We start from the raw sequence: 25609 nt of genomic DNA on the forward strand, positions 1-25609 counted from the left end.
CTGCAGGGGGGACCCTGTGGGAGAGTAGGACGCCGCCGAACAATCATTGTGGGAAAGCCCCGCACCAGGTAACTGGTGCGGGGCTTTTCTGCGTTTACGGGGTGTTTCGGCAACGGGACAGCTCTTGAGGCTGCTCGTGTCGAGAGTCCAGCGGCCGGCACCCACGGAGCCGCCGTGGGGCTCATCAGGGTGCGGAGTGTCAGAGGCGGCCGGCGGCCTTGAGGGAGAGGTAGGCGTCGGCCAGGGCCGGGGCGAGGGTGTCCGGGGTGGCGTCGACGACGTGGACGCCGTGTCGGGTGAGCTGGTCGGCGGTGCGGCGGCGACGGGCCTGGGACTGGGTGCCCGCGGCGGCCTCGTAGACGGCGTCGACGTTGCCGCGGGCGCGGGTCATCCGGTCCACGTGCGGGTCGGCCACCGAGGCCAGGACCACCGTGTGGCGCTGCGTCAGGCTGGGGAGCAGGGGGAGCAGGCCCTCTTCGACGGGAGCGGCGTCCAGGCTGGTGAGGAGGACGACCAGGGAGCGGCGCGGGGCGCTGCGCAGGATCGTGGAGACCAGCGTGCGGTAGTCCGTCTCGACGAGTTCCGCTTCGAGGGTGGCCATGGCGTTGACGAACGCGGGCAGGGTGTCGTTGGCGGAGCGGCCCTGGACCTGGGCGCGGAGGTGACGGTCGTGGGCCAGCATGTCGACGCGGTCGCCGGCGCGGGTGGCCAGGGCGGTGAGGAGCAGGGCCGCGTCCATGGCGGAGTCCAGGCGCGGGGCGTCGCCGACGCGGCCCGCGGCGGTGCGGCCGGTGTCGAGGCAGATCAGGATGTGCCGGTCGCGTTCGGGTCGCCAGGTGCGTACGGCGACCTTGTTCTGGCGGGCGGTGGCGCGCCAGTCGATGGAACGGGTGTCGTCGCCGGGTACGTAGTCGCGGAGGCTGTCGAACTCGGTGCCCTCGCCGCGGGTCAGGACGCTCGTACGGCCGTCCAGTTCGCGCAGGCGGGCCAGGCGGGACGGGAGGTGCTTGCGGCTCGCGAAGGGCGGCAGGACGCGGACCGTCCAGGGGACGACGTGGGTGCCCTGTCGGGACATCAGGCCCAGCGGCCCGTACGAGCGGATCGTGACGCGGTCGGCCCGGTGGTCGCCGCGCCGGGTGGGCAGCAGGCGGGTGGTCGGGCGGCGGCGTTCCCCTGCGGGGACGGTCAGTTCGTGGCGGGAGGCGCTGCCCTCGGTGCCGGGCTGCCAACTGCTGGGGGCCCAGGCGTCGCGGAGGCGGGCGCGGAGGGTGCGCCGGCCCGGGTTGGTGAGGGTGAGGTGGACGTCGGCGCTCTCGCCGAGGCGGACCGAGGTGTCGCCGGAGCGGGTGAGGCGCAGGCTGCGGACGGGCGCCGCGAGGGCGCAGTCGACGGCGCAGGCCAGGGCGAGGCTGCCGTTGACGGCGAGGATGCCCGTCCAGCTCGGTTCGAGGATGCCGACGGGGAGCGAGCCGAGGGCCGCCAGGAGGGCGGCGCGTCCTGTGAGGGCCATCAGCGCGGGACGGGGACGTGGGTGAGGATCGCCGTGATGACGGCGTCGGCCTTGACGCCCTCCATCTCGGCCTCCGGGCGCAGTTGGACGCGGTGGCGCAGGGTGGGCAGGGCGAGGGCCTTCACGTCGTCGGGGGTGACGTAGTCACGGCCGACGAGCCAGGCCCAGGCGCGGGCCGTGGCCAGCAGGGCGGTCGCGCCGCGCGGGGAGACGCCGAGGGTGAGGGACGGCGATTCGCGGGTGGCGCGGCAGATGTCCACGACGTAGCCGGTGATCTCGGGGGAGACGGTGACGTGGGTGACGGCTTCGCGGGCGGCTTCGAGTTCCTTCAGGCCGGCGACGGGGCGGATGCCCGCGGCGGCGAGGTCACGGGGGTCGAAGCCGGCGGCGTGTCGGGTCAGTACGCCGATCTCGTCCTCGCGGGAGGGGAGCGGCACGGTGAGCTTGAGGAGGAAGCGGTCGAGCTGGGCTTCGGGCAGGGGGTAGGTGCCCTCGTACTCGACGGGGTTCATGGTGGCGGCGACGAGGAAGGGCTCGGGGAGCTTGCGGGGGACGCCGTCGACGGTGACCTGGCGTTCCTCCATCGCTTCGAGGAGCGAGGACTGGGTCTTGGGGGGAGTGCGGTTGATCTCGTCGGCGAGCAGGAGGTTGGTGAAGACCGGGCCGTCCTGGAAGGAGAACTCGGCGGTGCGGGAGTCGTAGACGAGGGAGCCGGTGACGTCGCTGGGCATCAGGTCCGGGGTGAACTGGACGCGCTTGGTGTCGAGTTCGAGGGAGGCGGCGAGTGCGCGGACGAGGAGGGTCTTCGCGACGCCGGGGACGCCTTCGAGGAGGACGTGGCCGCGGCACAGGAGTGCGACGACGAGACCGGTGACGGCGGAGTCCTGGCCGACCACGGCCTTGGCGATCTCGGTGCGGAGCGCTTCCAGCGAGGTGCGGGCGCTGTCCGTGGTGGCCGTCATGAAGTGCGGACCTCTCTTTCGAGGGCGTCGAGGTGGTCGGCGAGCGCGACGAGTGCCGCGTCGTCGGCGGGGATGGTGCCGAAGAGGAGGGTGGTCACGTCGCGGGTGCCGTCGCCGAGGCGGGCGGACACGGCGGGGACCAGGGAGAGCGGGTCGTGGGCCTGGGGGGACGGTACGCCGACCAGTGCGGCGAGGCGTTCGCGGGTGGCGGCGCGCAGCACGGTGGCGGCGCGGTCGCGGGCGTCGGCCTTGCGGTAGAGGCGGGCGAGGCCCTCGGTGGCCTCGGAGGCGCGGATGGCGACGGGCAGCTTCTCGGTGACGAGGGGGCCGAGTCGGCGGGCGCGCCAGAGCGCGGCGAGGACGGCGGCGAGGAACAGCTGGAGCAGGGCCCAGTGCCAGCCGGCCGGGACGAGGTCGAGGAGGCTCCGGTCCTCGGCGTCGTCGGAGGCGTCCGTCATGTCGGACAGGGTGGGCAGGTACCAGACGAGGTCTGCGCGGGAGCCGAGGAGTTGCAGGGCGAGGGAGGCGTTGCCCTGCTCGGCGAGGTGTTCGTTGCGCAGGATCGAGTCGGAGCCGAGGAGGACGGTGTCGCCGCCCTTGGTGGTGCCGGGCAGGACGAGGAGGGTGGGGTCCCCGTCGTAGGGGTAGCAGGCGGTGGCTCCGGCCGTGTCCGCGGAGTAGCGGAGGTCGCCGCCGGTGGTGGCGGTGCCGGCGGTGACGGCGGCGGGCAGGGTGCAGGCCGCGCCGATCTCGTCCCGGTGGGCGCGGCCCGCGGTGCGGGCGGCGGGCGCCAGGTCGGGGAGGGCGTCGTCGGGGGAGATCAGGACGGTGCGGCCGCCGGAGAGGTCGATGGCGGAGCGGACGGTGCGGCGTTGGGACGGGCCGAGCAGGTCCGGGTCGGTGATCAGGAGGGTGGTGCCGGGGCCGGTCGCGGCGGCGGCGTCGGCGGCGTTGGTGACGACGCGGGTGGTGACGCCGCGTTCCTGGAGGAGCCGGGAGACGGCCAGGCTGCCCGAGGGATCGGCGGAGCGGGGGTCGAGGCGGCCGTGGTGGTCCCCGGTCTGGAGGCCGGCCAGGAGGACGGCGCCGGCCACCAGGATGCCGAGGGCGAGGAGGAAGCCGCGGCCGCGCGTCCAGATCTGGGCGCGGGTGAGCGCGGTGGAGGTGTCGGCGCGGGTTCCCGGGCGGGTGGTCTCGGCGGTCTCGGCCGGCGGGGCCGCGGGCTCGGTGGGGCCGGTCATGCGGTGGGTCCCGTCAGGAGCGGCTTGGTGCGCTCCAGGGTGAGGTCGAGGGTGCGCAGGCGGGCGTAGGTGTCGGCGTCGGCGGTGCGGCCGCCGTAGGTGACGTCGTCGAAGGTGCGGGCGGCCGCGCGGAGGTCGCCGGCATGTGCGGGAAGGGACACGGCGGCTTCGCCGGCGGCCTCGTCGGCGGTGCGGCCGGGGCGGGGGTCGAGGAGGGTGCGTTCCTCCAGGGACCGGACGAGGGCGCGCATGCGTTCCTGGACGGCTTCGGTCCAGCGGCCGGCGGCGGCGTGGGCGTCGGCCGCGGTGCGGTGGTCGGCGGCGCTGCGCAGGCCGCCGTCGAAGAGGTCGCCGGTGCCGGTGGGCGTCCGGCGGGGGGTTCCGAGGCGCCACCAGAGGGCGGCGACGGCCAGGACGACCAGGAGGGCGACGGTGAGGAGGCCGAAGCCGCCTCCGGGGGTGACGGAGGAGGCGCCGTCGAAGAGGCCGCCGATCCAGTCCCAGAGGCGTTCCAGGCCGCGTTCGAAGAGGCCGGGGTCGTCCTGGTGATAGACGCGCTTCGCGAGCTCGCGTTCGGCCGCCTCGCGGGCGGCGTCGCGCGGTGTCGTCAGTGGTGGTGTCTCGGCGCCGGGCAGCAGGGCCGTGGCGCCGGTGACGATGAGTCCCCCCGTTCCCATCGTCCGTCAGCCTCCCGAGGCGGGTCCGGCGCCGCCGGGCCGCTGGGTGACGGCGCCGTGGTCGCCCTGGTCGTGGACGCCGGCGGCGCGGGCGAGTTCCAGGTCGAGTGCCTCGCGGCGGATGCGCTGGTCGATGTACAGGAGGCTGGTGACGCCCGTCTGCATGGGCACGGTGATGGTGAGCGAGATGAGTCCGCCGATCGCGGTGATCAGCAGGAAGGTCCAGGACTGGGCGGAGGTGCCGTCGAGGATGTCGCTGAGGCCGCCGGGCGACACGAGCACGGCGACGGCCGCGAAGGGCACCGCGATGATCATGGAGGTGATCCAGGTGATGGCCCAGGTCAGGGCGCTGATGCCGAAGATGCGCCACCAGGAGCCCTTGACCAGCTTGGCGGAACGCTTCAGCGCGTCGGCGACCTTGCCGCGCTCCATCATCAGGGCGGGCAGTGCGAGGACGAAGGTGACGAAGAACCAGGCGAGGAGCACGATGCCGACGGGGGCGCCGAGGACCGCCAGGACGCCGTTGCCGGTCAGCAGGCCGGGGAGCACGGGCACCAGGCCGGCGGCGAGCGAGCCGAGGAGCAGCAGGCCGACGAGGCCGAGCATGCGCGGGACCAGGGGGCGCACGCCGCGCAGGTGGGCGGCGACGGTGGTGCTGCGGCCGAGGACGGCGCTGCTGACGACGCCGGCGAGCAGTCCGGTGACCAGGAGCAGGCCGAGGAGCTGGAGGTAGTAGTTGGCGTAGCCGGCGATCAGGGTGTCGCCCATGGTGTCCGCCAGCTCGCCGGGGGTCGTGGGCTCGGGCGACACGACGAGGCGGTCGCGCATGAGGCGCTGCACGCCGAGCAGGCCGAGCTGGACCAGGACGGCGGCGACCAGGCTGACGGACAGGACCGTCTTCCAGTGGCCGCGCAGGGAGCTGACGGCGCCGTCCAGGATCTCGCCCAGGCCCAGGGGCCGCAGTGGGATCACTCCGGGCTTGGCGGCGGGCGGCGGGCCGCCCCAGCCGCCGGCGCCACCCGGATGGCCGTACGGGCCGCCGTAGGGGCCGCCGGGCTGGTGTCCGGGCTGCTGCCCCGGCCGGGGGGCGTACGGGCCCCAGCCGGGGCCCTGCTGCTGCGGGGGCGGGGTCTGGCCGGCCGCGGGGCTCGACCACTGTCCGGGCGGGGGCTGGGAGGCCGACCACTTGGAGGTGTCGGCGGGCTGTGCGGGCGGCCGGCTGCCGTCGGAGCCCTCGCCGTCGGACGGGGATCCGGGCGTGGCCCAGCCCGGAGAGTCGTTCATCGTCGCTCCTTCACGTGCACCTGCCGTGGCGGGCGCGCTGGTCGGCTGCCATCGTGCCATGGGGGAACGCCGGACGGACCGGCCCTCCCCCTCCAAGATCTCGGGCAGCTCGTCCCTTCAATTGTCGCGCGGATCCGGGGCAGACTGGTCGCCCTGATCACCACGCAGGTCCGAGGGGCGATTTCCAGCCCTTTTGGCTGTGGGACAGCTCACCGCCGGGTAACGATTAGCTAATGGGATGATGTCAAGCATGAAGGGACGCGTCCTTGTCGTCGACGACGACACCGCACTGGCCGAGATGCTCGGCATCGTGTTGCGTGGAGAAGGTTTTGAGCCGTCGTTCGTAGCGGACGGTGACAAGGCATTGGCTGCCTTCAGGGAGGCCAAGCCGGACCTCGTGCTGCTCGACCTCATGCTGCCCGGACGGGACGGCATAGAGGTGTGCAGGCTGATCCGGGCCGAGTCGGGCGTGCCTATTGTCATGCTCACCGCCAAAAGTGACACGGTTGACGTGGTCGTGGGCCTGGAGTCCGGGGCCGACGACTACATCGTCAAGCCGTTCAAGCCGAAGGAGCTGGTCGCCCGCATCCGGGCACGTCTGCGCCGGTCGGAGGAGCCCGCGCCCGAGCAGCTGGTCATCGGTGACCTCGTCATCGACGTGGCCGGGCACTCGGTCAAGCGCGACGGCGCCTCCATCGCACTGACCCCGTTGGAGTTCGACCTGCTGGTCGCCCTCGCCCGCAAGCCCTGGCAGGTGTTCACCCGCGAGGTGCTGCTGGAGCAGGTCTGGGGCTACCGGCACGCCGCCGACACCCGACTGGTCAACGTGCACGTACAGCGTCTGCGCTCGAAGGTCGAGAAGGACCCGGAGCGCCCCGAGATCGTCGTGACGGTGCGCGGTGTCGGCTACAAGGCCGGACCGAGCTGACGTGCAGCCCGGCAAGCCCCGTGGCGGCTCCCGATGGGGAGCCCCGTGGGGCGGCCGGCAGCTCCGCCGGATGACGGACGGAGCGGCCGGCGGCCCCGTCCTGCGGCTGTTCGTACGCCTCGTGCGACGGCCGCTGCTTCCGGCTGTCCGGCTGTGGCGGCGCAACATCCAGCTCCGGGTGGTCGTCGCGACGCTGCTCATGTCGCTCGCCGTGGTCCTCGCCCTCGGCTTCGTCGTCGTCGCGCAGGTCAGCAAGGGCCTCCTCGACGCCAAGGAGGAGGCCGCGCAGAGCCAGGCCGCCGGCGGGTTCGCGGTCGCACAGGAGAAGGCGAACACCCCCCTGTCGGTCGACGGGCCCGACGCCACCGACAACAAGGTCGGCCGGGACGCCAGCACCTGGATGAACTCCCTCGTCAAACAGCTCGCCAGTGGCGGCCAGACGGCCTTCGAGGTCGCCGCGCTCGGCGCCGGGGAGCAGGCGTCCGGAGCCCAGGGCGTCAAGGGCGCCCGCGCCTCCGGCAACGTCGACCCGACCGCCAGCGTCCCGATCGAACTGCGCCGGGCCGTCAACAACGCCACCGGCACCTTCAAGACCTTCTCCGAGATCCGGTACACCGCCGGGGTCGGTGACAAGGCGCCCGAGCCCGCGCTGGTCGTCGGCAAGCAGCTCACCGACATCAACGGCTCCCCGTACGACCTGTACTACCTCTTCCCGCTCACCCAGGAGGAGGAGTCCCTCAACCTGGTCAAGAGCACCATCGCGACCGCCGGCCTGTTCGTCGTCGTCCTGCTCAGCGCCATCGCCTGGCTCGTCGTGCGCCAGGTCGTCACCCCGGTCCGGATGGCCGCCGGGATCGCCGAGCGGCTGTCCGCGGGGCGGCTCCAGGAACGGATGAAGGTCACCGGCGAGGACGACATCGCCCGCCTCGGCGAGGCCTTCAACAAGATGGCCCAGAACCTCCAGAACAAGATCCAGCAGCTGGAGGACCTCTCGCGGATGCAGCGCCGCTTCGTCTCCGACGTCTCGCACGAGCTGCGCACCCCGCTCACGACCGTACGGATGGCCGCCGACGTCATCCACGACGCCCGGGTCGACTTCGACCCCGTCACCGCCCGCTCCGCCGAACTCCTCGCCGGGCAGCTCGACCGGTTCGAGTCGCTGCTCGCCGACCTGCTGGAGATCAGCCGCTTCGACGCGGGCGCGGCCGCCCTGGAGGCCGAACCCATCGACCTGAGGGACGTCGTGCGGCGCGTCATCGACGGGGCCGAACCGCTCGCCGAGCACAAGGGCACCCGGATCCGCGTCCTCGGCGACACCCAACCCGTCATCGCCGAGGCCGACGCCCGACGCGTCGAGCGGGTGCTGCGCAACCTCGTCGTCAACGCGGTGGAGCACGGCGAGGGCCGCGACGTCGTGGTCCGGCTCGCGTCCGCGGGCGGGGCCGTCGCCGTCGCCGTACGGGACTACGGCGTCGGCCTCAAGCCCGGCGAGGCCACCCGGGTCTTCAACCGCTTCTGGCGCGCCGACCCCGCACGGGCCCGTACGACCGGCGGAACGGGCCTCGGCCTGTCCATCGCCGTCGAGGACGCCCGCCTGCACGGCGGCTGGCTCCAGGCCTGGGGCGAACCCGGCGGCGGCTCCCAGTTCCGACTGACCCTGCCCCGCACCGCCGACGAGCCCCTGCGCGGATCCCCGATCCCGCTGGAGCCCGAGGACTCGCGCGGCAACCGGGCCCGCGCCGCCGCCGAGGCCGCCGGCCGCGGCCCCGGCGCCGCGGGCCGCCCCGCCGAACGCTCCGAGCGCCCCGACCGCTCGCCGATACCGCCGCGCCCGGCCGTCGCCACGGCCCCGCCGGTCCCCGCTGACCCCACGGCGCTGCCGGGCAGCGGCTCCCGGGTCGTCGCCAGGCCCGCCGACCAGCCGACAGCACAGGAGGACGGAACCGGTGGACGCTGAGCGCGGGCCGCGACGCGCGGAGGTCGGGCGGTCGAAGGTCGCGACGACGCTCCTCGCGCTCGGCGCGGCCGCAGTACTGGTGTCGGGCTGCGCGTCCATGCCGACCCGCGGCGAGATCCGCCCCGTCGAGGCCTCGCAGGGCGTCGACTCCCAGGTGCGGGTCTTCGGCGTACCGCCCGCCGACAAGGCGAGCCCCGCGGACATCGTCGAGGGCTTCCTCGAAGCCATGACCAGCGACGACCCGCAGCTGGAGACCGCGCGCAAGTACCTCACCCCGGACGCGGCGAAGGAATGGAGGCCCGGCTCGGCGGTCACCGTCCTGTCCGCGGGCCTCGACCGGCTCCCCGTCCAGGGCGAGAAGGACCCGGACGGGCCCCGCTGGAAGGTCACCGGCAAGAAGCTGGCGACCGTCGACGAGCGCAGCGCCTACCAGCCGGAGACCGGCGGAGGCCGCTACGAGGAGTACCTCCAGCTCGTCCAGGTCGACAAGCAGTGGCGGATCGCGACCCCGCCCAGCAGCCTCGTGCTCAGCGAGTCCGACTTCCAGCGCATCTACAAGCCGGTCAACAAGTACTACTTCGCGGGCAACTCGCTCGTCGCCGACCCGGTGTACGTCCGCCAGCGCAGCGACCCCGAATCCCGCATGGACCCGACCACGCAGACCGTCCAGTCACTGCTCGCCGGACCCTCCAAGTGGCTCGGCCCGGTCGTCTCCACCAGCTTCCCGACCGGCACCGAACTGCGCGAGGGCACCAAGTCCCTGGCCTACGACGGCCAGAACACCCTGCGCGTGCCCCTCAACCGCAACGGCGCCAACGTCGCACAGCCGCAGTGCCAGAAGATGGCCACCCAACTCCTGTACACCGTCCGGGACCTGACGGGCTCCCGGCTGGACCGCGTCGAACTGCTGCGGCCCGACGGCAAGTCGCTGCTGTGCGCGGTGACCGCGGCGTCCGCCGCCGCGTTCGTCAGCCCGACCCCGTCCCCCGAGCACCAGTACTACGTGGACAAGGACTTCAGGCTGGTGCGGATGTTCCTCAGCGTCAACGCCGAGGAACAGCAGGACAAGGCCGAACCGGCGCCCGGACCGCTGGCCACCGCCGCCGGTTTCAAGGTCGGTTCGGCGGCCGTCACCTACGACGAGAAGCGCGCCGCGGTCGTCTCCCTGGACGGGCACGACCTGTACGTGGTCACGCTGACGACGGCCGGCCCGATGCCGCAACCCCTGCTGAACAGCAAGAACGGCAAGCTGACCGCACCCAGCTGGGACGCCCACGGCGACCTGTGGGTCGCGGACCTCGACCCGCAGACCCAGGGCCTGTGGCGCATCCCCGGCGGCACCGGCACCCCGCAGAAGGTGGACGTCGCCGGACTGGACGGACGGATCACCGGGCTGAAGGCCTCCTCCGACGGGGTGCGCCTCGCGCTGCTCGTCGAGAAGGAGGGCGGCCGCAAGAACCTCTTCACCGGCCGGATCGAACGGCCCGAGGGCAAGGGCGACGCCTCGCGCGTCTCGGTGCGCGAGCTGCGACCGGCGGCCCCGCAGATGGCCGAGGTCACGGCGATGAGCTGGGCGCCGCGAGGCCGGCTGCTGGTGGTGGGCCGGGAGAGCGGCGGCGTCGACCAGGCCCGCTACATGCTGGCGGACGGATCGATGGTCGCGGCGAGCCTGCCCGGGGCGACCGGGCTGACCGCGATCGCGGCCGCCGAGGACGAGTCCCGGCCGGTGGTGGCCTACTCGGGCGAGGACGGCATCGTGTGGCTGCCGCCGGGCGCGCAGTGGCGCACGGTCGCGGCGGGCGGCCAGGCCCCGGTGTACCCGGGCTGACGGCGTACGCGGGTCGGCGGTGTACGCGGGCCCGTCGGGGTACGCGCGCCTGCGGTGTGCCGGAGCCGGCGGGTCCACGCTCCGCACGCGGGGCGGCGGGCCGCCGGCCCCGGGTTTTCCACAGGGGTGGCGGGCGCGGTGCGGGCCCGCCACAGTGGAACGCGGGGGTGCGGCCGTGCGGGGTTGGTGGCAGGAGATCTCCGGGCTGGTGCTCCCGGCGGACTGCGCGGGCTGTGGCGCGGCGCGGGCGCTGCTGTGCGCGGACTGCCGGAGCGGGCTGAGCGGGTCCGGGGCCGGCCCGGTGCGTCCCGCGACGCGGCGGTTCGCGGCCGCGGGGTCCACGGGGCCCGTGGGGCTGCCCGCGGTGCACGCGGCCGCGCGCTACGAAGGAGCCGTACGGGCGGTCGTGCTCGCCCACAAGGAGCGCGGGGCGCTCCCGCTGGCAGGGCCGCTGGGCGGCGCCCTGGCGGCCGCGGTGCTCGGCTCGGGCGAGTACCGGCCGGGCGGGTTGGCCCTGGTCCCGGTGCCCTCGGCGCGGCGCGCCGTCCGGGCTCGCGGTCACGACCCGGCGCGCAGGATCGCGCTGGCCGCCTCGGCGCGGCTGCGGCGGGCCGGTACGGCCGCCCGCGTGGCACCCGTACTGCGCCAGCGCAGGCGGGTCGAGGACCAGGCGGGCCTGGGGGCCCGGCAGCGGCTGGAGAACCTCTCGGGGGCCCTGGAGGTCCGCCGGGGCTGCGCCCGGCTGTTGGCCGGGGTCCGGATCGTGCTGGTGGACGACGTGATCACCACCGGGGCCACGCTGGCGGAGGCGGCCCGGGCCCTGGGGGAGGCCGGACTGCGGGTGGAGGCCGCCGCCGTGGTGGCGGCGCCGGCGGACTCCTTCGACCGGAACCGGTCGGGAACCCGAACAGAGCAAAAATCTTGCGAATAGATTTGGAACTGCTGGGGAATGCGCAACGTTGCAGGTAGTAAGAGGGAACAGCCACCTGAACGGAGGTATGTTCCGGTAGCGGGTGCCGACAACCGGCATTGAGAGATATGTTCGGTTGTGAGGAACTGGCGATCCTTGGGCCCCAGGTATCGGAGCACCAGTCCGCCCGTTTGGAATCTTCGTGAAGAGGGTGTGTCTCTCTACTCCGAAGTCGGTGGGATGTAGATCTTGCCGATGGGGGAGGAGGAGGTGAAAGTCGCCAAGTCCGAGGCTCCGGTGTTCACCGGAGTCTGGTGCGAAAGGGAGACGCTTCGCCGCACGAGGCGAGGCTCTCCGGGAACGGAGTTCTGCGTGGACATCGTCGTCAAGGGCCGCAAGACCGAGGTGCCCGAGCGGTTCCGCAAGCACGTGGCCGAGAAGCTGAATCCGGAGCGGATCCAGAAGCTCGACGCCAAGGTGATCAGCTTGGACGTCGAGGTGTCCAAGGAGCACAACCCGCGTCAGGCCGACCGTTCCGACCGCGTGGAGATCACCCTGCGTTCGCGGGGCCCGGTGATTCGTGCCGAGGCCGCCGCAGCCGACCCGTACGCGGCGCTCGACCTGGCTCAGGACAAGCTGGAGGCCCGGCTGCGCAAGCAGCACGACAAGCGCTACACGCGCCGCGGCAACGGCCGGATCTCGGCGGCGGAGGTCGCCGACGTGGTGCCGGGGGTCGCGTCGCTCAACGGCAACGGCGAGCCGGTCGGCGAGGAGACGACGGACGGGGTCCCGACCACCCGGATCGGACCGCTGGAGGTCCAGGGCGAAGGACCGCTCATCGTCCGCGAGAAGACCCACTCCGCCGGACCCATGTCGCTCGACCAGGCCCTGTACGAAATGGAACTGGTGGGCCACGACTTCTATCTGTTCGTTGACTCCGAAACCAAAATGCCCAGTGTCGTCTACCGCCGTCACGCCTACGACTACGGCGTCGTCCACCTGAACGCCGACGGCGCCTCCAGCTCCGACGAGGGAGCGGCCGGCGCGGGCGGTGCTCTCGGCGGCTGACCATTGGCTGTCGCCCCCGCGGGACGCCCGGCGTTCCGCGGGGGCACCTGCATGGACGTGTATGAGCCAGTCGGATTTCGCCGGATCCCCGCCCGGCGGTGCGGACGTGGAATCATGGCGGGCAGTCAGCCGGCGCTCCATCCCGCCGGTTCGGCCCAGCAGCTCAGCACATGCAGGGGGAGGAACCATGGCGGACAGCTTCGGGCCGGTGCGCGGTGACGACGGCGCGAGCTGTCAGGAGGCGGACCCGGCCGGCGAGCCCATCCGGGTCCTCGTGGTCGACGACCACGCCCTCTTCAGGCGCGGCCTGGAGATCGTCCTCGCGCAGGAGGAGGACATCCAGGTCGTCGGCGAGGCCGGGGACGGGGCGGAGGCGGTGGACAAGGCCGCCGACCTGCTGCCGGACATCATCCTGATGGACGTGCGGATGCCCCGGCGCGGCGGCATCGAGGCCTGCACCTCGATCAAGGAGGTGGCCCCCTCCGCGAAGATCATCATGCTGACGATCAGCGACGAGGAGGCCGACCTCTACGACGCGATCAAGGCGGGCGCCACGGGCTACCTGCTCAAGGAGATCTCGACGGACGAGGTCGCGACGGCGATCCGCGCGGTCGCGGACGGCCAGTCGCAGATCAGTCCCTCGATGGCGTCGAAGCTGCTCACCGAGTTCAAGTCGATGATCCAGCGCACCGACGAGCGCCGGCTGGTACCGGCCCCCCGGCTCACGGACCGCGAGCTGGAAGTCCTCAAGTTGGTGGCCACGGGCATGAACAACCGTGACATCGCGAAGCAGTTGTTCATCTCCGAGAACACGGTGAAGAACCACGTCCGCAACATCCTGGAGAAGCTCCAACTGCACTCCCGGATGGAAGCCGTCGTCTACGCGATGCGGGAGAAGATCCTGGAGATCCGCTGAGGCGGACGGCCGCTCACGCGCCGCGCGCGCGGAGTTCCGCCGTCACCGCCTCGGCCTCCCGCGCCGTCGTCGCACGGTCGACGCGGACCTCCTCGCAGCCCACCCACCGGGCCGCCTCCCACAGCGCCTCGGCCATCGCGCCGGCCGCCTTCGGGGACGTCAGCGACAGCTGACGGGCCACCAGGGTGCCGCCCTCGCGGCCGGGGTCGACCCGCCCCAGGAGCCGGCCGCCGGACAGCAGCGGCATCGCGAAGTACCCGTGGATCCGCTGCGGTTTGGGGACGTACGCCTCCAGCCGGTGGGTGAACCCGAAGATCCGCTCGGTCCGGGGACGGTCCCAGACCAGCGAGTCGAACGGGGACAGCAGGGTGGTGCGGTGCCGGCCGCGCGGTACGGACGCCAGGGCCTCGGGATCGGCCCACGCGGGCTTGCCCCACCCTTCGACCGTCACCGGCACCAGACCGGACTCCGCGACGACCGAGTCGAACTCGTCGCCCCTGAGGCGGTGGTAGTCCGCGATGTCGGCGCGGGTGCCGACGCCCAACGAGCGACCGGCCAGGGCCACCAGGCGCCGCAGGCACTCGCGGTCGTCCAGGTCGTCGTGGAGCAGGGCGTCCGGGACGGCCCGCTCGGGCAGGTCGTAGACCCGCTTCCAACCGCGCCGCTCGGCGCAGACCACCTCGCCGGTGTCGAGCAGCCACTCCACGGCGATCTTGGTCTCGGACCATTCGAACCACTCGCCGCCGTTCTTGGCGCCGCCGAGCTCGGTGGACGTCAACGGTCCGTCCGCGCGAAGCCGGTCCAGGACCGCCCCGGTCGAACGGTCCTTGTCCTGGAGGACGTGCCAGCGGTGGCCGCGAGCCCGGCGGGCGCGCCGGCGGAAGGCGAAGTGCGGCCACTCCTCGATCGGCAGGATGCAGGCGGCGTGCGACCAGTACTCGAAGGCGTGGCTCTGTGACCAGTAGGCCTGCTCGACGGTGCTCCGGCCGACGGCGCCCAGGCGGGCGTACGGGATCAGCTCGTGCGAGCGGGCCAGGACCGAGATGGTGTCCAGCTGCACGGCGCCCAGGTGGCGCAGGACCCCGCGGACACCGCCCTTGCGGTCGGGCGCCCCGAGGAAGCCCTGCGCGCGCAGGGCGATGCGGCGCGCCTCGTCGGCGGACAGGGACAGGCTCGGCTGCGGCAGGCTCGTCATGAGCCGCAGCCTAGGCGGGGCCACCGACAGCGGGGAGGTGCGCGAGCGCGGGGGTGAGGCCGAGGTCGGCGGGGAGCAGCGAGCCGATCCAGCAGTCGCGGGTGGTGTCGCCCTTGCGCAGGGCGCCCCGCAGCAGGCCCTCCATGGTGAAGCCGGCCTTCTGGGCGACGGCCCGGGAGCCCGCGTTGCCGACCTCCGCGCGCCATTCCAGTCGTACGACGCCCAGGTCGGTGAAGGCCCAGCGGGCGACGGCCGTCACGGCCTCGGTCATGAACCCCCGGCCCCGGTGTTCCTTGACCGCCCAGTAGCCGATCTCGAAGGTGTCCGGTTCGCGCAGGTGTATGCCCAGGGCCGCGACCAGGGGGCCGTCCGGCGCGATCCGTACGGCGAAGGAGTAGGCGGTGTCCTCGCGCCATCCGGTGGGGACCACCTCGTTCACGAAGTGGTGCGCGTGGCCGCGTTCGTAGGGGGAGGGGACCATCGTCCAGCGCTGGAGCTCCGGGTCCTGCGCGGCGGCGTACACCTCGTCCTCGTCTGCGGGGACGAAGGGGTGCAGGGAGAGGCGGCCGGTGGTGAGCGTGATCGGCTTCATGGGCGGATTCTGCGGCCGGGGGAGGTGCCGCCGCGAACAGATTTCGCAAAGCCCCGCCGTGAAGTGCGGCACCTTCGGCCGTCCCCGTACGTTCTCATTCCGGGCGTCCGTGCCCCATGGATACGGCGGACCTCCCGACGCGACCACGTCCTCGCTTACGATGGCCGTTGCGGTGGGGCCCACCTGCCGTGCCCGTGTACGTACAGTGCCCAGGCCCGACCGGCAAGGAGACAAACCTCGGTGTCCGTCTTCAACAAGCTCATGCGTGCAGGCGAAGGCAAGATCCTGCGCAAACTGCACCGCATCGCGGACCAGGTCAACTCCATCGAAGAGGACTTCGTCAACCTCTCCGACGCCGAGTTGCGTGCGCTCACGGACGAGTACAAGCAGCGCTTCCAGGACGGCGAGAGCCTGGACGACCTGCTGCCCGAGGCCTTCGCGACGGTCCGCGAGGCCGCGAAGCGCGTCCTCGGCCAGCGTCACTACGACGTCCAGATCATGGGTGGCGCGGCGCTGCACCTCGGTTACGTGGCCGAGATGAAGACCGGTGAGGGCAAGACCCTCGTCGGCACGCTGCCCGCGTACCTGAACGCGCTGTCCGGCAAGGGCGTCCACCTGATCACGGTGAACGACTACCTCGCCGAGCGCGACTCCGAGATGATGGGCCGGGTCCACAAGTTCCTCGGCCTGAACGTCGGCTGCATCCTGGCGAACATGACGCCGGCGCAGCGCCGCGAGCAGTACGGCTTCGACATCACGTACGGCACGAACAACGAGTTCGGCTTCGACTACCTCCGTGACAACATGGCCTGGTCGCAGGACGAGCTCGTCCAGCGCGGTCACAACTTCGCGGTGGTCGACGAGGTCGACTCGATCCTCGTCGACGAGGCCCGAACCCCGCTGATCATCTCCGGCCCGGCCGACCAGGCGACCAAGTGGTACGCCGACTTCGCCAAGCTGGTCACCCGCCTGACCAAGGGCGAGGCGGGCCAGCCGCTGAAGGGCATCGAGGAGACCGGCGACTACGAGGTCGACGAGAAGAAGCGCACCGTCGGCATCCACGAGGCCGGTGTCGCGAAGGTCGAGGACTGGCTCGGCATCGAGAACCTGTACGAGTCGGTGAACACCCCCCTCGTCGGTTACCTCAACAACGCGATCAAGGCCAAGGAACTCTTCAAGGCCGACAAGGACTACGTCGTCATCGACGGCGAGGTCATGATCGTCGACGAGCACACCGGCCGCATCCTGGCCGGTCGCCGCTACAACGAGGGCATGCACCAGGCGATCGAGGCGAAGGAAGGGGTGGACATCAAGGACGAGAACCAGACCCTCGCCACGATCACCCTGCAGAACTTCTTCCGCCTGTACTCGAAGCTGTCCGGCATGACCGGTACGGCCATGACCGAGGCCGCCGAGTTCCACCAGATCTACAAGCTCGGCGTCGTCCCGATCCCGACGAACCGCTCGATGCAGCGCAAGGACCAGCCCGACCTCATCTACCGCACCGAGGTCGCCAAGTTCGCCGCCGTCGTCGACGACATCGCGGAGAAGCACGAGAAGGGCCAGCCGATCCTCGTCGGCACGACGTCGGTCGAGAAGTCCGAGTACCTCTCGCAGCAGCTCTCCAAGCGCGGCGTCCCGCACGAGGTCCTCAACGCCAAGCAGCACGACCGCGAGGCCACGATCGTCGCCCAGGCCGGCCGCCGGGGCGCGGTCACGGTCGCCACGAACATGGCCGGTCGTGGTACCGACATCAAGCTCGGCGGCAACCCGGACGACCTCGCCGAGGCGGAGCTGCGCCAGCGCGGCCTCGACCCGGAGGAGCACATCGAGGAGTGGGCGCACGCCCTGCCCGAGGCGCTCCACCGCGCGGAGGCGGCCGTGAAGGCCGAGTTCGAGGAGGTCAAGTCCCTCGGCGGGCTGTACGTCCTCGGCACCGAGCGGCACGAGTCGCGCCGCATCGACAACCAGCTGCGCGGTCGTTCCGGCCGTCAGGGCGACCCGGGCGAGTCCCGCTTCTACCTGTCGCTCGGCGACGACCTGATGCGCCTGTTCAAGGCGCAGATGGTCGAGCGGGTCATGGCCATGGCCAACGTCCCGGACGACGTCCCGATCGAGAACAAGATGGTGACGCGCGCGATCGCGTCGGCCCAGTCGCAGGTCGAGACCCAGAACTTCGAGACGCGCAAGAACGTCCTGAAGTACGACGAGGTCCTCAACAGCCAGCGCGAGGTCATCTACGGCGAGCGCCGCCGCGTCCTGGAGGGCGAGGACCTGCACGAGCAGGTGCGCTTCTTCATGGACGACACCATCGACGCGTACATCGCGGCCGAGACCGTCGAGGGCTTCGCCGAGGAGTGGGACCTGGACCGGCTGTGGAGCGCCTTCAAGCAGCTCTACCCGATCAAGACCACGGTCGAGGAGCTGGAGGAGGCCGCCGGCGACCGCGTCGGGATCACCGCCGAATTCATCGCGGAGTCCGTCAAGGACGACATCCACGAGCAGTACGAGTCCCGTGAGAAGGCGCTCGGCTCGGACATCATGCGCGAGCTGGAGCGTCGCGTGGTGCTGTCGGTGCTGGACCGCAAGTGGCGCGAGCACCTCTACGAGATGGACTACCTCCAGGAGGGCATCGGCCTGCGCGCGATGGCCCAGAAGGACCCGCTGGTCGAGTACCAGCGCGAGGGCTTCGACATGTTCAACGCCATGATGGAGGGCATCAAGGAGGAGTCCGTCGGCTACCTGTTCAACCTGGAGGTCCAGGTCGAGCAGCAGGTCGAGGAGCTTCCGGTGCAGAACGCCCCGTCGCTGACGAAGGAGCCGGCGGCCCGCCCGGAGATCCGCGCCAAGGGCCTGGAGGCACCGCAGCGTCCGGACCGGCTGCACTTCTCCGCCCCGTCCGTGGACGGCGAGGGCGGTGTCATCGAGGGCGAGTTCGACGCCGACGGCTCGGCCGACGGCGGCGACGGCATGACCCGCGCCGAGCGCCGCAAGGCGCAGAAGGCCTCCGGCGGGCGGCGCCGCAAGAAGTGACCGCGTAGGGGGTTCCCCCGCCGCGCACGACGGCCGGGGCCGGGCACCGTGAGGGTGCCCGGCCCCGGCCGTTCGCGGTTTCCGGACGGGGCGGGACGGGTTCGGGCGGGTCCGGGAGGGGTGCGCGGCCCGTGTCGCCCGGTCCGTCAGGGGCGTGGTGCGCCGACCTCCACCGCCGCGCAGCGCCAGCGCAGGTCGGCGCCCTGCTCCAGGCGGAAGGCCATCGCCGAGACCCGGTCGCCCGTCGTGATGCGGGCGAACGCCTCGATGACGCCGGGGCCGGGGTGGAAGCGGCCGCAGTGCCGCAGCACGGGCCGTAGGCGCTCCCGCAGGGGCCCCGTCGGGGCCAGGGTGACCAGCTGCTCGTACGCCTCGCCGACGGTGAGCCCGAGCAGGGAGTGGACGGGCCGCTGCCCGCTGAGCACCGCCAGGAGCCGCTCGGCGAACCAGTCGTGCGGGCCGCCCGGGCGCCGGACGGGGCTCGGGACGGCCCGGGGGACGGCCCGCGGGACCGTACGGGGGCCGGACGGGGGGCGCCGCTGGTCGCGCCGGCCGGCGGGGCGGGTCCGGCCGGTGGGCGGGGCGGAGGCGGGCCTGCTGCGGCTGCTGCCGCCGCCGGCCGTGCTGCGCGTGGTGGTGTCCATGGCGTCTCCCCCGTGCGGGCCGGGCCCGGCGGTCGTACCGGGCGGTAACTCGGTGGTGGATTTCTACGGCCGCCGAACACGCTCCGCAACCGACCGGCGGCGCCGGAGGGGCGCCCGGCCCGGTTCACTTATCCGGGTGGCCGCGGCCCCGCCGCCGCGCGCCCGGGACCGCCCGGGGGGACGCCGGTGGACGCGCCCGGGGGCGGTCGGGCGGGCCCGAAAGGGTACGGGCCCGTCACTCCGGCGGACGCACCGTCGGGAACCGGGCGGGCGGTCGTATCCTGAGGGCGTTCCCGACTACCGAAAGCAGCCGGCCATGCGCGTGTACGTCCCCCTGACACTCCCCGGTCTCGCCGAGGCGCACAAGGCGGGCGAGCTGGGGCCCGCCCCGCTCCGCGCCTACGCCGTGACCCCGGAGCTGCGGGAGTGGTACGTGTCCGACGACATCGAGGAACTGGAGTACGCGGCCCTGAGCCGGGCCGCCGTCGCCTCGCTGCGGCTGCTCTCCGCCGACGCCGACGCACCCCGCAAGCGGGTCGTCGTCGCCCTCGACGTCGACGAGAAGGCCGCCACCGCGGACCCCGGGACCGACGAGGCCGCCCTGGGTCGGGTGGCCCTGGCCGCCCCCGTACGCCTCGCCGTGGCCGCCGCCGTCCACCTGGACGCCGACGACGCCGTCGAGGACGTCACGGCCGCCGCGGGGGCCGTGGAGGCCGCCGAGGGCGGGGACGGCGCCGCCCGCCGCGTCGTGGACGCCGCCGAGGACCACGAGCTGCTGTGGTTCGGCGTCCAGGAGATCCCGGGGCTGCTCAAGTGACCGGGTCGAACCCCCACATCGTGTGGGACTGGAACGGCACGCTGCTGCACGACATCGACGCCGTCATAGCCGCGACCAACGCCTCCTTCGCCGAGCTGGGCTTCGCCCCGATCACCTTGGAGAGATACCGCGACCTGTACGTGGTCCCCGTCCCGAAGTTCTACGAGCGCCTCATGGGACGGCTGCCCACCGACGCCGAGTGGCTCGTCATGGACGAGGCCTTCCACCGCCACTACTGGGCCGCCGCCGACGGCGCCGGGCTGACCGAGGGCGCGCAGGAGCTGCTGCGGGACTGGCAGGCCGACGGACTGACCCAGTCCCTGCTGTCCCTGGCGCCCCACGAGAAGCTGGTGCCCCTCGTCCGGACGCACGGCATCGACCGGCACTTCCTGCGCGTCGACGGGCGCACCGGGCCCTCGCACACGACCAAGGCGGGACATCTCGTACGCCATTTGGCGGCCATGGAGGCAGCCGGTGTGAGCGCCACCCGTACGGTCCTCATCGGGGACGCCGTGGACGACGCGCTCGCCGCGGCCCACGTGGGCGCCCGCGCGGTGCTCTACACCGGCGGTTCGCACAGCCGCGCAAGTCTGGAATCAGCCGGAGTGCTCGTCGTGGACACCCTGGCCGAAGCCGTAGCCGCAGCTCGCGAACAGGCCGGATAGCCACCCGGCACGAACAGGGCCTCCGGGTCGCTGTCCAGAGTGTCAAAGTTCCACCCCCGGATTTGTACACATACAGCTCATGACGTGCCGGGGGTGGATCGGGATAGCCTGGTACCCGTGATCAGCGCGATAGTCATCGGGGGCACTGAAGCCCCCGGCCCGCGCCCGGCGCACAACCGTGCCCGGGCCTTCGCTGATCCCCGCTGCCGGGACACCGAGCCGATCTTGGCCGAATCCCTCCCGGTCGGCCCATTCGACGACATAGCGTCGGCACCGATCCCTGACGGACTTCCCGCCTCGTGGCGGCGCCTTGTCATTCCTTCCTTCACCACCTACGTCACGCAATGGCGCGCGACAGGAGCCAGAGGACATGCAGACCAAGCTGGACGAAGCAAAGGCCGAGCTGCTCGCGCGGGCGGCACGGGTAGCTGAGAACAGCCCGGCCGGGGGGCTACTTCCGACTGGGTCCGAGCAAGGGAAGCGCCCCGACCGGGGAACGACGCTTTCCTACCTCCAGCGCTACTACCTGCACACCGCACCCGAGGACCTGTTGGACCGGGACCCGGTCGACGTGTTCGGGGCAGCGCTCTCGCACTACCGGCTGGCCGAGAAGCGCCCGCAGGGCACCGCGAACGTGCGCGTGCACACCCCGACGGTCGAGGAGAACGGCTGGACCTCCAGCCACTCGGTCGTCGAGGTCGTCACCGACGACATGCCGTTCCTGGTCGACTCCGTCACCAACGAGCTGTCCCGCCAGGGCCGCGGCATCCACGTCGTGATCCACCCGCAGGTCGTCGTGCGCCGTGACGTCACCGGCAAGCTCATCGAGATCCTCGGCCCCGACTGCGACGCCCACGGTCCCCGCACCGCGCGCCCCCACGACTCCCTCGTGGAGTCCTGGATCCACGTCGAGATCGACCGCGAGACCGACAAGGCCGACCTCAAGCAGATCACCGTCGACCTGCTGCGCGTCCTGTCCGACGTCCGCGAGTCCGTCGAGGACTGGGAGAAGATGCGCGACGCCGCGCTGCGCATCGCCGATGAGCTGCCCGCCGAGCCGACCGCCCCGGACCTGCGCGAGTACGAGCTCGAAGAGGCCCGCGAGCTGCTGCGCTGGCTCGCCGACGACCACTTCACCTTCCTCGGCTACCGCGAGTACAACCTGGTCGACGACGACGCCCTCTCGGCCGTCCCCGGCACCGGCCTCGGCATCCTGCGCTCCGACCCGCACCACAGCGGCAAGGACGACGGCCACCCGGTCTCGCCGTCCTTCAACCGGCTGCCCGCCGACGCCCGCGCCAAGGCCCGCGAGCACCGGCTGCTCGTGCTGACCAAGGCCAACAGCCGCTCCACCGTGCACCGCCCCTCGTACCTCGACTACGTCGGCGTCAAGAAGTTCGACGCCGACGGCAACGTCGTCGGCGAGCGCCGCTTCCTCGGCCTGTTCTCCTCGGCCGCGTACACCGAGTCGGTGCGCCGCGTCCCGGTGATCCGCCGCAAGGTCGCCGAGGTGCTGGACGGCGCGGGCTTCTCGCCGAGCAGCCACGACGGCCGCGACCTGCTCCAGATCCTGGAGACCTACCCGCGCGACGAGCTGTTCCAGACCCCGGTCGACCAGCTCCAGTCCATCGCCACCTCCGTCCTGTACCTCCAGGAACGCCGCCGACTGCGGCTGTACCTGCGCCAGGACGAGTACGGCCGCTACTACTCTGCGCTGGTCTACCTGCCGCGCGACCGGTACACCACCGGCGTGCGGCTGCGCCTGATCGACATCCTGAAGGAGGAGCTCGACGGCATCAGCGTCGACTTCACCGCCTGGAACACCGAGTCGATCCTCTCCCGCATCCACTTCGTCGTCCGCGTCCCGCAGGGCAAGGAACTGCCCGTCCTCACCGACGGCGACGTCGAGCGGATCGAGGCCCGGCTCGTCGAGGCCGCCCGGTCCTGGGCCGACGGCTTCGGCGAGGCCCTCGTCGCGGAGCTGGGCGAGGAGCGCGCCGCCGAGCTGCTGCGCAAGTACGGCACCTCCTTCCCCGAGGGCTACAAGGCCGACCACTCGCCGCGCGCGGCCGTGGCCGACCTGTGCCACCTGGAACGGCTCTCCGCCAGCGACCGCGAGTTCGCGCTCTCGCTGTACGAGCCCGTCGGCGCGGGCCCCGGCGAGCGCCGCTTCAAGATCTACCGGACCGGCGAGCAGGTCTCCCTGTCCGCGGTCCTGCCCGTCCTCCAGCGCCTCGGCGTCGAGGTCACCGACGAGCGGCCGTACGAGCTGCGCCGCACCGACCGGGTCAGCGCCTGGATCTACGACTTCGGCCTGCGCATGCCGCTGTCGACCGGCAACGACGACTCCTACCTCGGTGACGACGCCCGCGAACGCTTCCAGGACGCCTTCGCGGCGGTCTGGAAGGGCGAGGCGGAGAACGACAACTTCAACACCCTCGTCCTCGGCGCCGGGCTCACCTGGCGACAGGCCGTGGTGCTGCGCGCGTACGCCAAGTACCTGCGGCAGGCCGGCTCCACCTTCAGCCAGGACTACATGGAGGACACCCTCCGCAACAACGTCCACACCACCCGGCTGCTGGTCTCGCTCTTCGAGGCGCGCATGTCGCCTGTCCGCCAGGCCGCCGGCAGCGAGCTCGTCGACGCCATGCTGGAGGAGCTCGACGGGGCCCTGGACCAGGTCGCCTCGCTCGACGAGGACCGCATCCTGCGCGCCTTCCTCACCCTCATCAAGGCGACGCTGCGCACGAACTTCTTCCAGCTGAACAGCGCCGGCGAGCAGCACTCCTACGTATCGGTGAAGTTCGACCCGCAGGCCATCCCGGACCTGCCGGCCCCGCGCCCGGCCTTCGAGATCTGGGTGTACTCCCCGCGCGTCGAGGGCGTCCACCTGCGCTTCGGCAAGGTCGCCCGGGGCGGGCTGCGCTGGTCCGACCGCCGAGAGGACTTCCGTACGGAGATCCTCGGCCTGGTCAAGGCGCAGATGGTGAAGAACACCGTCATCGTCCCGGTCGGCGCCAAGGGCGGATTCGTCGCGAAGAACCTGCCCGACCCGTCGGTGGACCGCGACGCCTGGCTCGCCGAGGGCATCGCCTCGTACAAGATCTTCATCTCGGCGCTGCTCGACATCACCGACAACATGGTCTCGGGCGAGGTCGTGCCCCCGACCGGCGTGGTCCGCCACGACGAGGACGACACCTACCTCGTCGTCGCCGCCGACAAGGGCACCGCCACCTTCTCCGACATCGCCAACGGGGTCGCCGAGGCCTACGGCTTCTGGCTGGGCGACGCCTTCGCCTCCGGCGGCTCGGCCGGCTACGACCACAAGGGCATGGGCATCACCGCCCGCGGCGCCTGGGAGTCCGTCAAGCGGCACTTCCGCGAGCTCGGGCACGACACCCAGACCGAGGACTTCACCGTCGTCGGCGTCGGCGACATGTCCGGCGACGTCTTCGGCAACGGCATGCTGCTCTCCGAGCACATCCGCCTCGTCGCGGCGTTCGACCACCGGCACATCTTCATCGACCCGAACCCGGACGCGGCCACCTCCTACGCCGAGCGCCGGCGCCTGTTCGACCTGCCGCGCTCCTCGTGGGCCGACTACGACACCGCGCTGCTCTCGGCGGGCGGCGGCGTCCACCCGCGCAGCGCCAAGGCCATCCCGCTCAACGCCCAGGTCCGCGAGGCCCTCGGCATCGAGGCGGGCGTCACCAAGATGACCCCGGCCGAGCTCATGCAGACCATCCTGCAGGCCCCGGTGGACCTGCTGTGGAACGGCGGCATCGGCACCTACGTCAAGTCGACGGCCGAAACGCACGCCGACGTCGGCGACAAGGCCAACGACGCCATCCGCGTCAACGGCTCCGACGTCCGCGCCAAGGTCATCGGCGAGGGCGGCAACCTGGGTCTGACCCAGCTCGGCCGGATCGAGTTCGCCCGCACCGGAGCCGGTGGCGAGGGCGGAAAGATCAACACCGACGCCATCGACAACAGCGCGGGCGTGGACACCTCCGACCACGAGGTGAACATCAAGATCCTGCTCAACGCGGTCGTCGCCGACGGCGACCTGACCGTCAAGCAGCGCAACGCGCTCCTCGCCGAGATGACCGACGAGGTCGGCCACCTGGTGCTGCGCAACAACTACGCGCAGAACGTGGCGCTGGCCAACGGCGCCTCGCAGGCCCCGAGCCTGCTGCACGCCCAGCAGCGCTTCATGCGCCGCCTGGAGCGCGACGGGCTGCTCAACCGGGCGCTGGAGTTCCTGCCCACCGACCGGCAGATCCGCGAGCTCCTGAGCAACGGCAAGGGCCTGACCCAGCCGGAGCTGGCCGTCCTGTTCGCCTACACCAAGATCACGGTGGCGGACGAGCTCATCGCGACCGGGCTGCCGGACGACCCGTACCTGCGTCGGCTGCTGCACGCCTACTTCCCGGGCGCGCTGCGGGCGAAGTTCCCCGAGCAGATCGAGGGCCACGCCCTGCGCCGGGAGATCATCACGACCCTGCTGGTCAACGACACCGTCAACACCGGTGGTTCGACGTTCCTGCACCGCCTGCGCGAGGAGACGGGCGCCTCGCTGGAGGAGATCGTCCGGGCGCAGCTCGCGGCCCGCGAGATCTTCGGGCTGGCCGACGTGTGGGACGCGGTCGAGGCGTTGGACAACGAGGTCGACGCCAGTGTCCAGACCCGGGTGCGGCTGCACTCGCGACGGCTGGTCGAGCGCGGTACGCGCTGGCTGCTGAACAACCGGCCGCAGCCGCTCCAGATCACCGAGACCATCGAGGCCTTCGGCCGCCGGGTCTCCGAGGTCTGGGCCGAGCTGCCCAAGCTGGTGCGCGGCGCCGACCTGGACTGGTACCGGTCGATCATGGACGAACTGACCGGCGAGGGCGTGCCGGAGGAGCTCGCGGCCAAGGTCGCCGGGTTCTCCTCGGCCTTCCCGACGCTGGACATCGTCGCCATCGCCGACCGCACGGGCGTGGACCCGCTGGACGTCGCCGAGGTCTACTACGACCTCGCCGACCGGCTGGACATCACCCAGCTGATGGACCGGATCATCGAACTGCCGCGGGCCGACCGCTGGCAGTCGATGGCGCGGGCCTCGATCCGCGAGGACCTGTTCGCCGCGCACGCCGCGCTGACCGCCGACGTCCTCGCGGTGGGCAACGGCACCTCGACGCCCGAGGAGCGCTTCAAGGCGTGGGAGGACAAGAACGCCGCGATCATCGGGCGCGCCCGCTCCACGCTGGAGGAGATCCAGGGGTCGGACGACTTCGACCTGGCGAACCTGTCGGTGGCGATGCGGACGATGCGCAGCCTGCTGCGCACGCACAGCTGACACCCCGAACGGGCGAAGGCCCCGGTTCCCGGACGACGTCCGGG

The 25609-nt window shown here is 72.1% G+C and carries 18 protein-coding genes; 10 read left to right on the plus strand and 8 right to left on the minus strand.

Features of this window, described 5'->3' with window-relative positions:
• Window positions 1–199 precede the first annotated feature (199 nt).
• Genes ACFVS6_RS40585 through ACFVS6_RS40605 form a run of 5 tightly spaced genes read right to left on the minus strand, consistent with a single transcriptional unit; the run spans window position 200 to window position 5674 of the window.
• On the minus strand, window positions 200–1510 hold the full coding sequence (locus ACFVS6_RS40585) for a DUF58 domain-containing protein (protein WP_389711568.1): 1311 nt from the start codon (window positions 1508–1510) through the stop codon (window positions 200–202).
• Entirely contained in the window at window positions 1510–2472 is a 963-nt protein-coding gene (locus ACFVS6_RS40590) for an AAA family ATPase (protein ID WP_389711569.1), read from the minus strand. The genes ACFVS6_RS40585 and ACFVS6_RS40590 overlap by 1 nt, the downstream gene beginning before the upstream one ends.
• A complete protein-coding gene (locus tag ACFVS6_RS40595) occupies window positions 2469–3713 on the minus strand; it encodes a DUF4350 domain-containing protein (protein WP_389711570.1) in 1245 nt (414 codons plus the stop codon). The genes ACFVS6_RS40590 and ACFVS6_RS40595 overlap by 4 nt, the downstream gene beginning before the upstream one ends.
• Complete coding sequence (locus tag ACFVS6_RS40600) at window positions 3710–4390, minus strand: DUF4129 domain-containing protein (RefSeq protein WP_389711571.1); 681 nt, start codon at window positions 4388–4390, stop codon at window positions 3710–3712. The genes ACFVS6_RS40595 and ACFVS6_RS40600 overlap by 4 nt, the downstream gene beginning before the upstream one ends.
• Before the next feature lie 6 nt (window positions 4391–4396).
• Complete coding sequence (locus ACFVS6_RS40605; RefSeq protein ID WP_389711572.1) at window positions 4397–5674, minus strand: glycerophosphoryl diester phosphodiesterase membrane domain-containing protein; 1278 nt, start codon at window positions 5672–5674, stop codon at window positions 4397–4399.
• Between the two features lie 238 nt (window positions 5675–5912).
• On the opposite strand from ACFVS6_RS40605, the gene mtrA reads away from it, so the two are divergent.
• The 6 genes from mtrA (at window position 5913) to ACFVS6_RS40635 (ending at window position 13281) form a co-directional block, all read left to right on the plus strand.
• A complete protein-coding gene (mtrA, locus tag ACFVS6_RS40610; protein WP_323188307.1) occupies window positions 5913–6602 on the plus strand; it encodes a two-component system response regulator MtrA in 690 nt (229 codons plus the stop codon).
• A gap of 70 nt (window positions 6603–6672) precedes the next feature.
• Complete coding sequence (gene mtrB / locus ACFVS6_RS40615) at window positions 6673–8559, plus strand: MtrAB system histidine kinase MtrB (RefSeq protein ID WP_389711573.1); 1887 nt, start codon at window positions 6673–6675, stop codon at window positions 8557–8559.
• Entirely contained in the window at window positions 8549–10387 is a 1839-nt protein-coding gene (locus ACFVS6_RS40620; protein ID WP_389711574.1) for an LpqB family beta-propeller domain-containing protein, read from the plus strand. The genes mtrB and ACFVS6_RS40620 overlap by 11 nt, the downstream gene beginning before the upstream one ends.
• A 175-nt stretch (window positions 10388–10562) precedes the next feature.
• Window positions 10563–11318 carry a ComF family protein gene (locus ACFVS6_RS40625; protein ID WP_389711575.1) on the plus strand — a complete coding sequence of 252 codons (756 nt, stop codon included), beginning with the start codon at window positions 10563–10565 and terminating at the stop codon, window positions 11316–11318.
• 351 nt (window positions 11319–11669) lie between these two features.
• The gene (gene hpf / locus ACFVS6_RS40630; RefSeq protein WP_389711576.1) at window positions 11670–12365 is read left to right on the plus strand and encodes a ribosome hibernation-promoting factor, HPF/YfiA family; all 696 of its coding nucleotides are present in this window, start codon (window positions 11670–11672) and stop codon (window positions 12363–12365) included.
• A 187-nt stretch (window positions 12366–12552) separates the two neighbouring features.
• Window positions 12553–13281 (plus strand): response regulator, encoded by a 729-nt coding sequence (locus ACFVS6_RS40635; protein WP_389711577.1) that lies wholly within the window; start codon window positions 12553–12555, stop codon window positions 13279–13281.
• A 13-nt stretch (window positions 13282–13294) separates the two neighbouring features.
• Here the strand turns inward: ACFVS6_RS40635 and ACFVS6_RS40640 are convergent, their stop codons facing one another.
• Entirely contained in the window at window positions 13295–14476 is a 1182-nt protein-coding gene (locus ACFVS6_RS40640; protein WP_389711578.1) for a winged helix-turn-helix domain-containing protein, read from the minus strand.
• Between the two features lie 10 nt (window positions 14477–14486).
• On the minus strand, window positions 14487–15068 hold the full coding sequence (locus tag ACFVS6_RS40645; RefSeq protein ID WP_389711579.1) for a GNAT family N-acetyltransferase: 582 nt from the start codon (window positions 15066–15068) through the stop codon (window positions 14487–14489).
• 240 nt (window positions 15069–15308) lie between these two features.
• Between ACFVS6_RS40645 and secA the strand changes: the two genes are divergently transcribed.
• Window positions 15309–18101 (plus strand): preprotein translocase subunit SecA, encoded by a 2793-nt coding sequence (secA, locus tag ACFVS6_RS40650; protein WP_389711580.1) that lies wholly within the window; start codon window positions 15309–15311, stop codon window positions 18099–18101.
• Between the two features lie 146 nt (window positions 18102–18247).
• Here the strand turns inward: secA and ACFVS6_RS40655 are convergent, their stop codons facing one another.
• Window positions 18248–18745, minus strand: coding sequence for an Rv3235 family protein (locus ACFVS6_RS40655; RefSeq protein ID WP_389711581.1), 498 nt, complete (start codon window positions 18743–18745; stop codon window positions 18248–18250).
• Window positions 18746–19061: 316 nt separating this feature from the next.
• On the opposite strand from ACFVS6_RS40655, the gene ACFVS6_RS40660 reads away from it, so the two are divergent.
• The 3 genes from ACFVS6_RS40660 to ACFVS6_RS40670 all read left to right on the plus strand — a co-directional run bounded on the left by ACFVS6_RS40660 (window position 19062) and on the right by ACFVS6_RS40670 (window position 25565).
• On the plus strand, window positions 19062–19562 hold the full coding sequence (locus ACFVS6_RS40660) for a DUF6912 family protein (protein WP_389711582.1): 501 nt from the start codon (window positions 19062–19064) through the stop codon (window positions 19560–19562).
• Entirely contained in the window at window positions 19559–20227 is a 669-nt protein-coding gene (locus ACFVS6_RS40665; RefSeq protein WP_389711583.1) for an HAD family hydrolase, read from the plus strand. The genes ACFVS6_RS40660 and ACFVS6_RS40665 overlap by 4 nt, the downstream gene beginning before the upstream one ends.
• A gap of 370 nt (window positions 20228–20597) precedes the next feature.
• The gene (locus ACFVS6_RS40670; RefSeq protein WP_389711584.1) at window positions 20598–25565 is read left to right on the plus strand and encodes an NAD-glutamate dehydrogenase; all 4968 of its coding nucleotides are present in this window, start codon (window positions 20598–20600) and stop codon (window positions 25563–25565) included.
• The last annotated feature ends 44 nt before the right edge of the window (window positions 25566–25609 follow it).

This window comes from Streptomyces sp. NPDC057939 (genome assembly GCF_042887545.1).
Classification (GTDB): domain Bacteria; phylum Actinomycetota; class Actinomycetes; order Streptomycetales; family Streptomycetaceae; genus Streptomyces.

Bases quoted from the DNA above. Each gene is read 5' to 3' on its own strand.
- ACFVS6_RS40655 (WP_389711581.1), bottom strand. From the start codon at position 18,745: ATGGACACCACCACGCGCAGCACGGCCGGCGGCGGCAGCAGCCGCAGC.
- ACFVS6_RS40585 (WP_389711568.1), bottom strand. From the start codon at position 1,510: ATGGCCCTCACAGGACGCGCCGCCCTCCTGGCGGCCCTCGGCTCGCTC.
- ACFVS6_RS40590 (WP_389711569.1), bottom strand. From the start codon at position 2,472: ATGACGGCCACCACGGACAGCGCCCGCACCTCGCTGGAAGCGCTCCGC.
- mtrA (WP_323188307.1), top strand. From the start codon at position 5,913: ATGATGTCAAGCATGAAGGGACGCGTCCTTGTCGTCGACGACGACACC.
- ACFVS6_RS40600 (WP_389711571.1), bottom strand. From the start codon at position 4,390: ATGGGAACGGGGGGACTCATCGTCACCGGCGCCACGGCCCTGCTGCCC.
- mtrB (WP_389711573.1), top strand. From the start codon at position 6,673: ATGACGGACGGAGCGGCCGGCGGCCCCGTCCTGCGGCTGTTCGTACGC.
- ACFVS6_RS40605 (WP_389711572.1), bottom strand. From the start codon at position 5,674: ATGAACGACTCTCCGGGCTGGGCCACGCCCGGATCCCCGTCCGACGGC.
- ACFVS6_RS40595 (WP_389711570.1), bottom strand. From the start codon at position 3,713: ATGACCGGCCCCACCGAGCCCGCGGCCCCGCCGGCCGAGACCGCCGAG.
- ACFVS6_RS40640 (WP_389711578.1), bottom strand. From the start codon at position 14,476: ATGACGAGCCTGCCGCAGCCGAGCCTGTCCCTGTCCGCCGACGAGGCG.
- ACFVS6_RS40645 (WP_389711579.1), bottom strand. From the start codon at position 15,068: ATGAAGCCGATCACGCTCACCACCGGCCGCCTCTCCCTGCACCCCTTC.
- ACFVS6_RS40635 (WP_389711577.1), top strand. From the start codon at position 12,553: ATGGCGGACAGCTTCGGGCCGGTGCGCGGTGACGACGGCGCGAGCTGT.
- ACFVS6_RS40670 (WP_389711584.1), top strand. From the start codon at position 20,598: ATGCAGACCAAGCTGGACGAAGCAAAGGCCGAGCTGCTCGCGCGGGCG.
- ACFVS6_RS40660 (WP_389711582.1), top strand. From the start codon at position 19,062: ATGCGCGTGTACGTCCCCCTGACACTCCCCGGTCTCGCCGAGGCGCAC.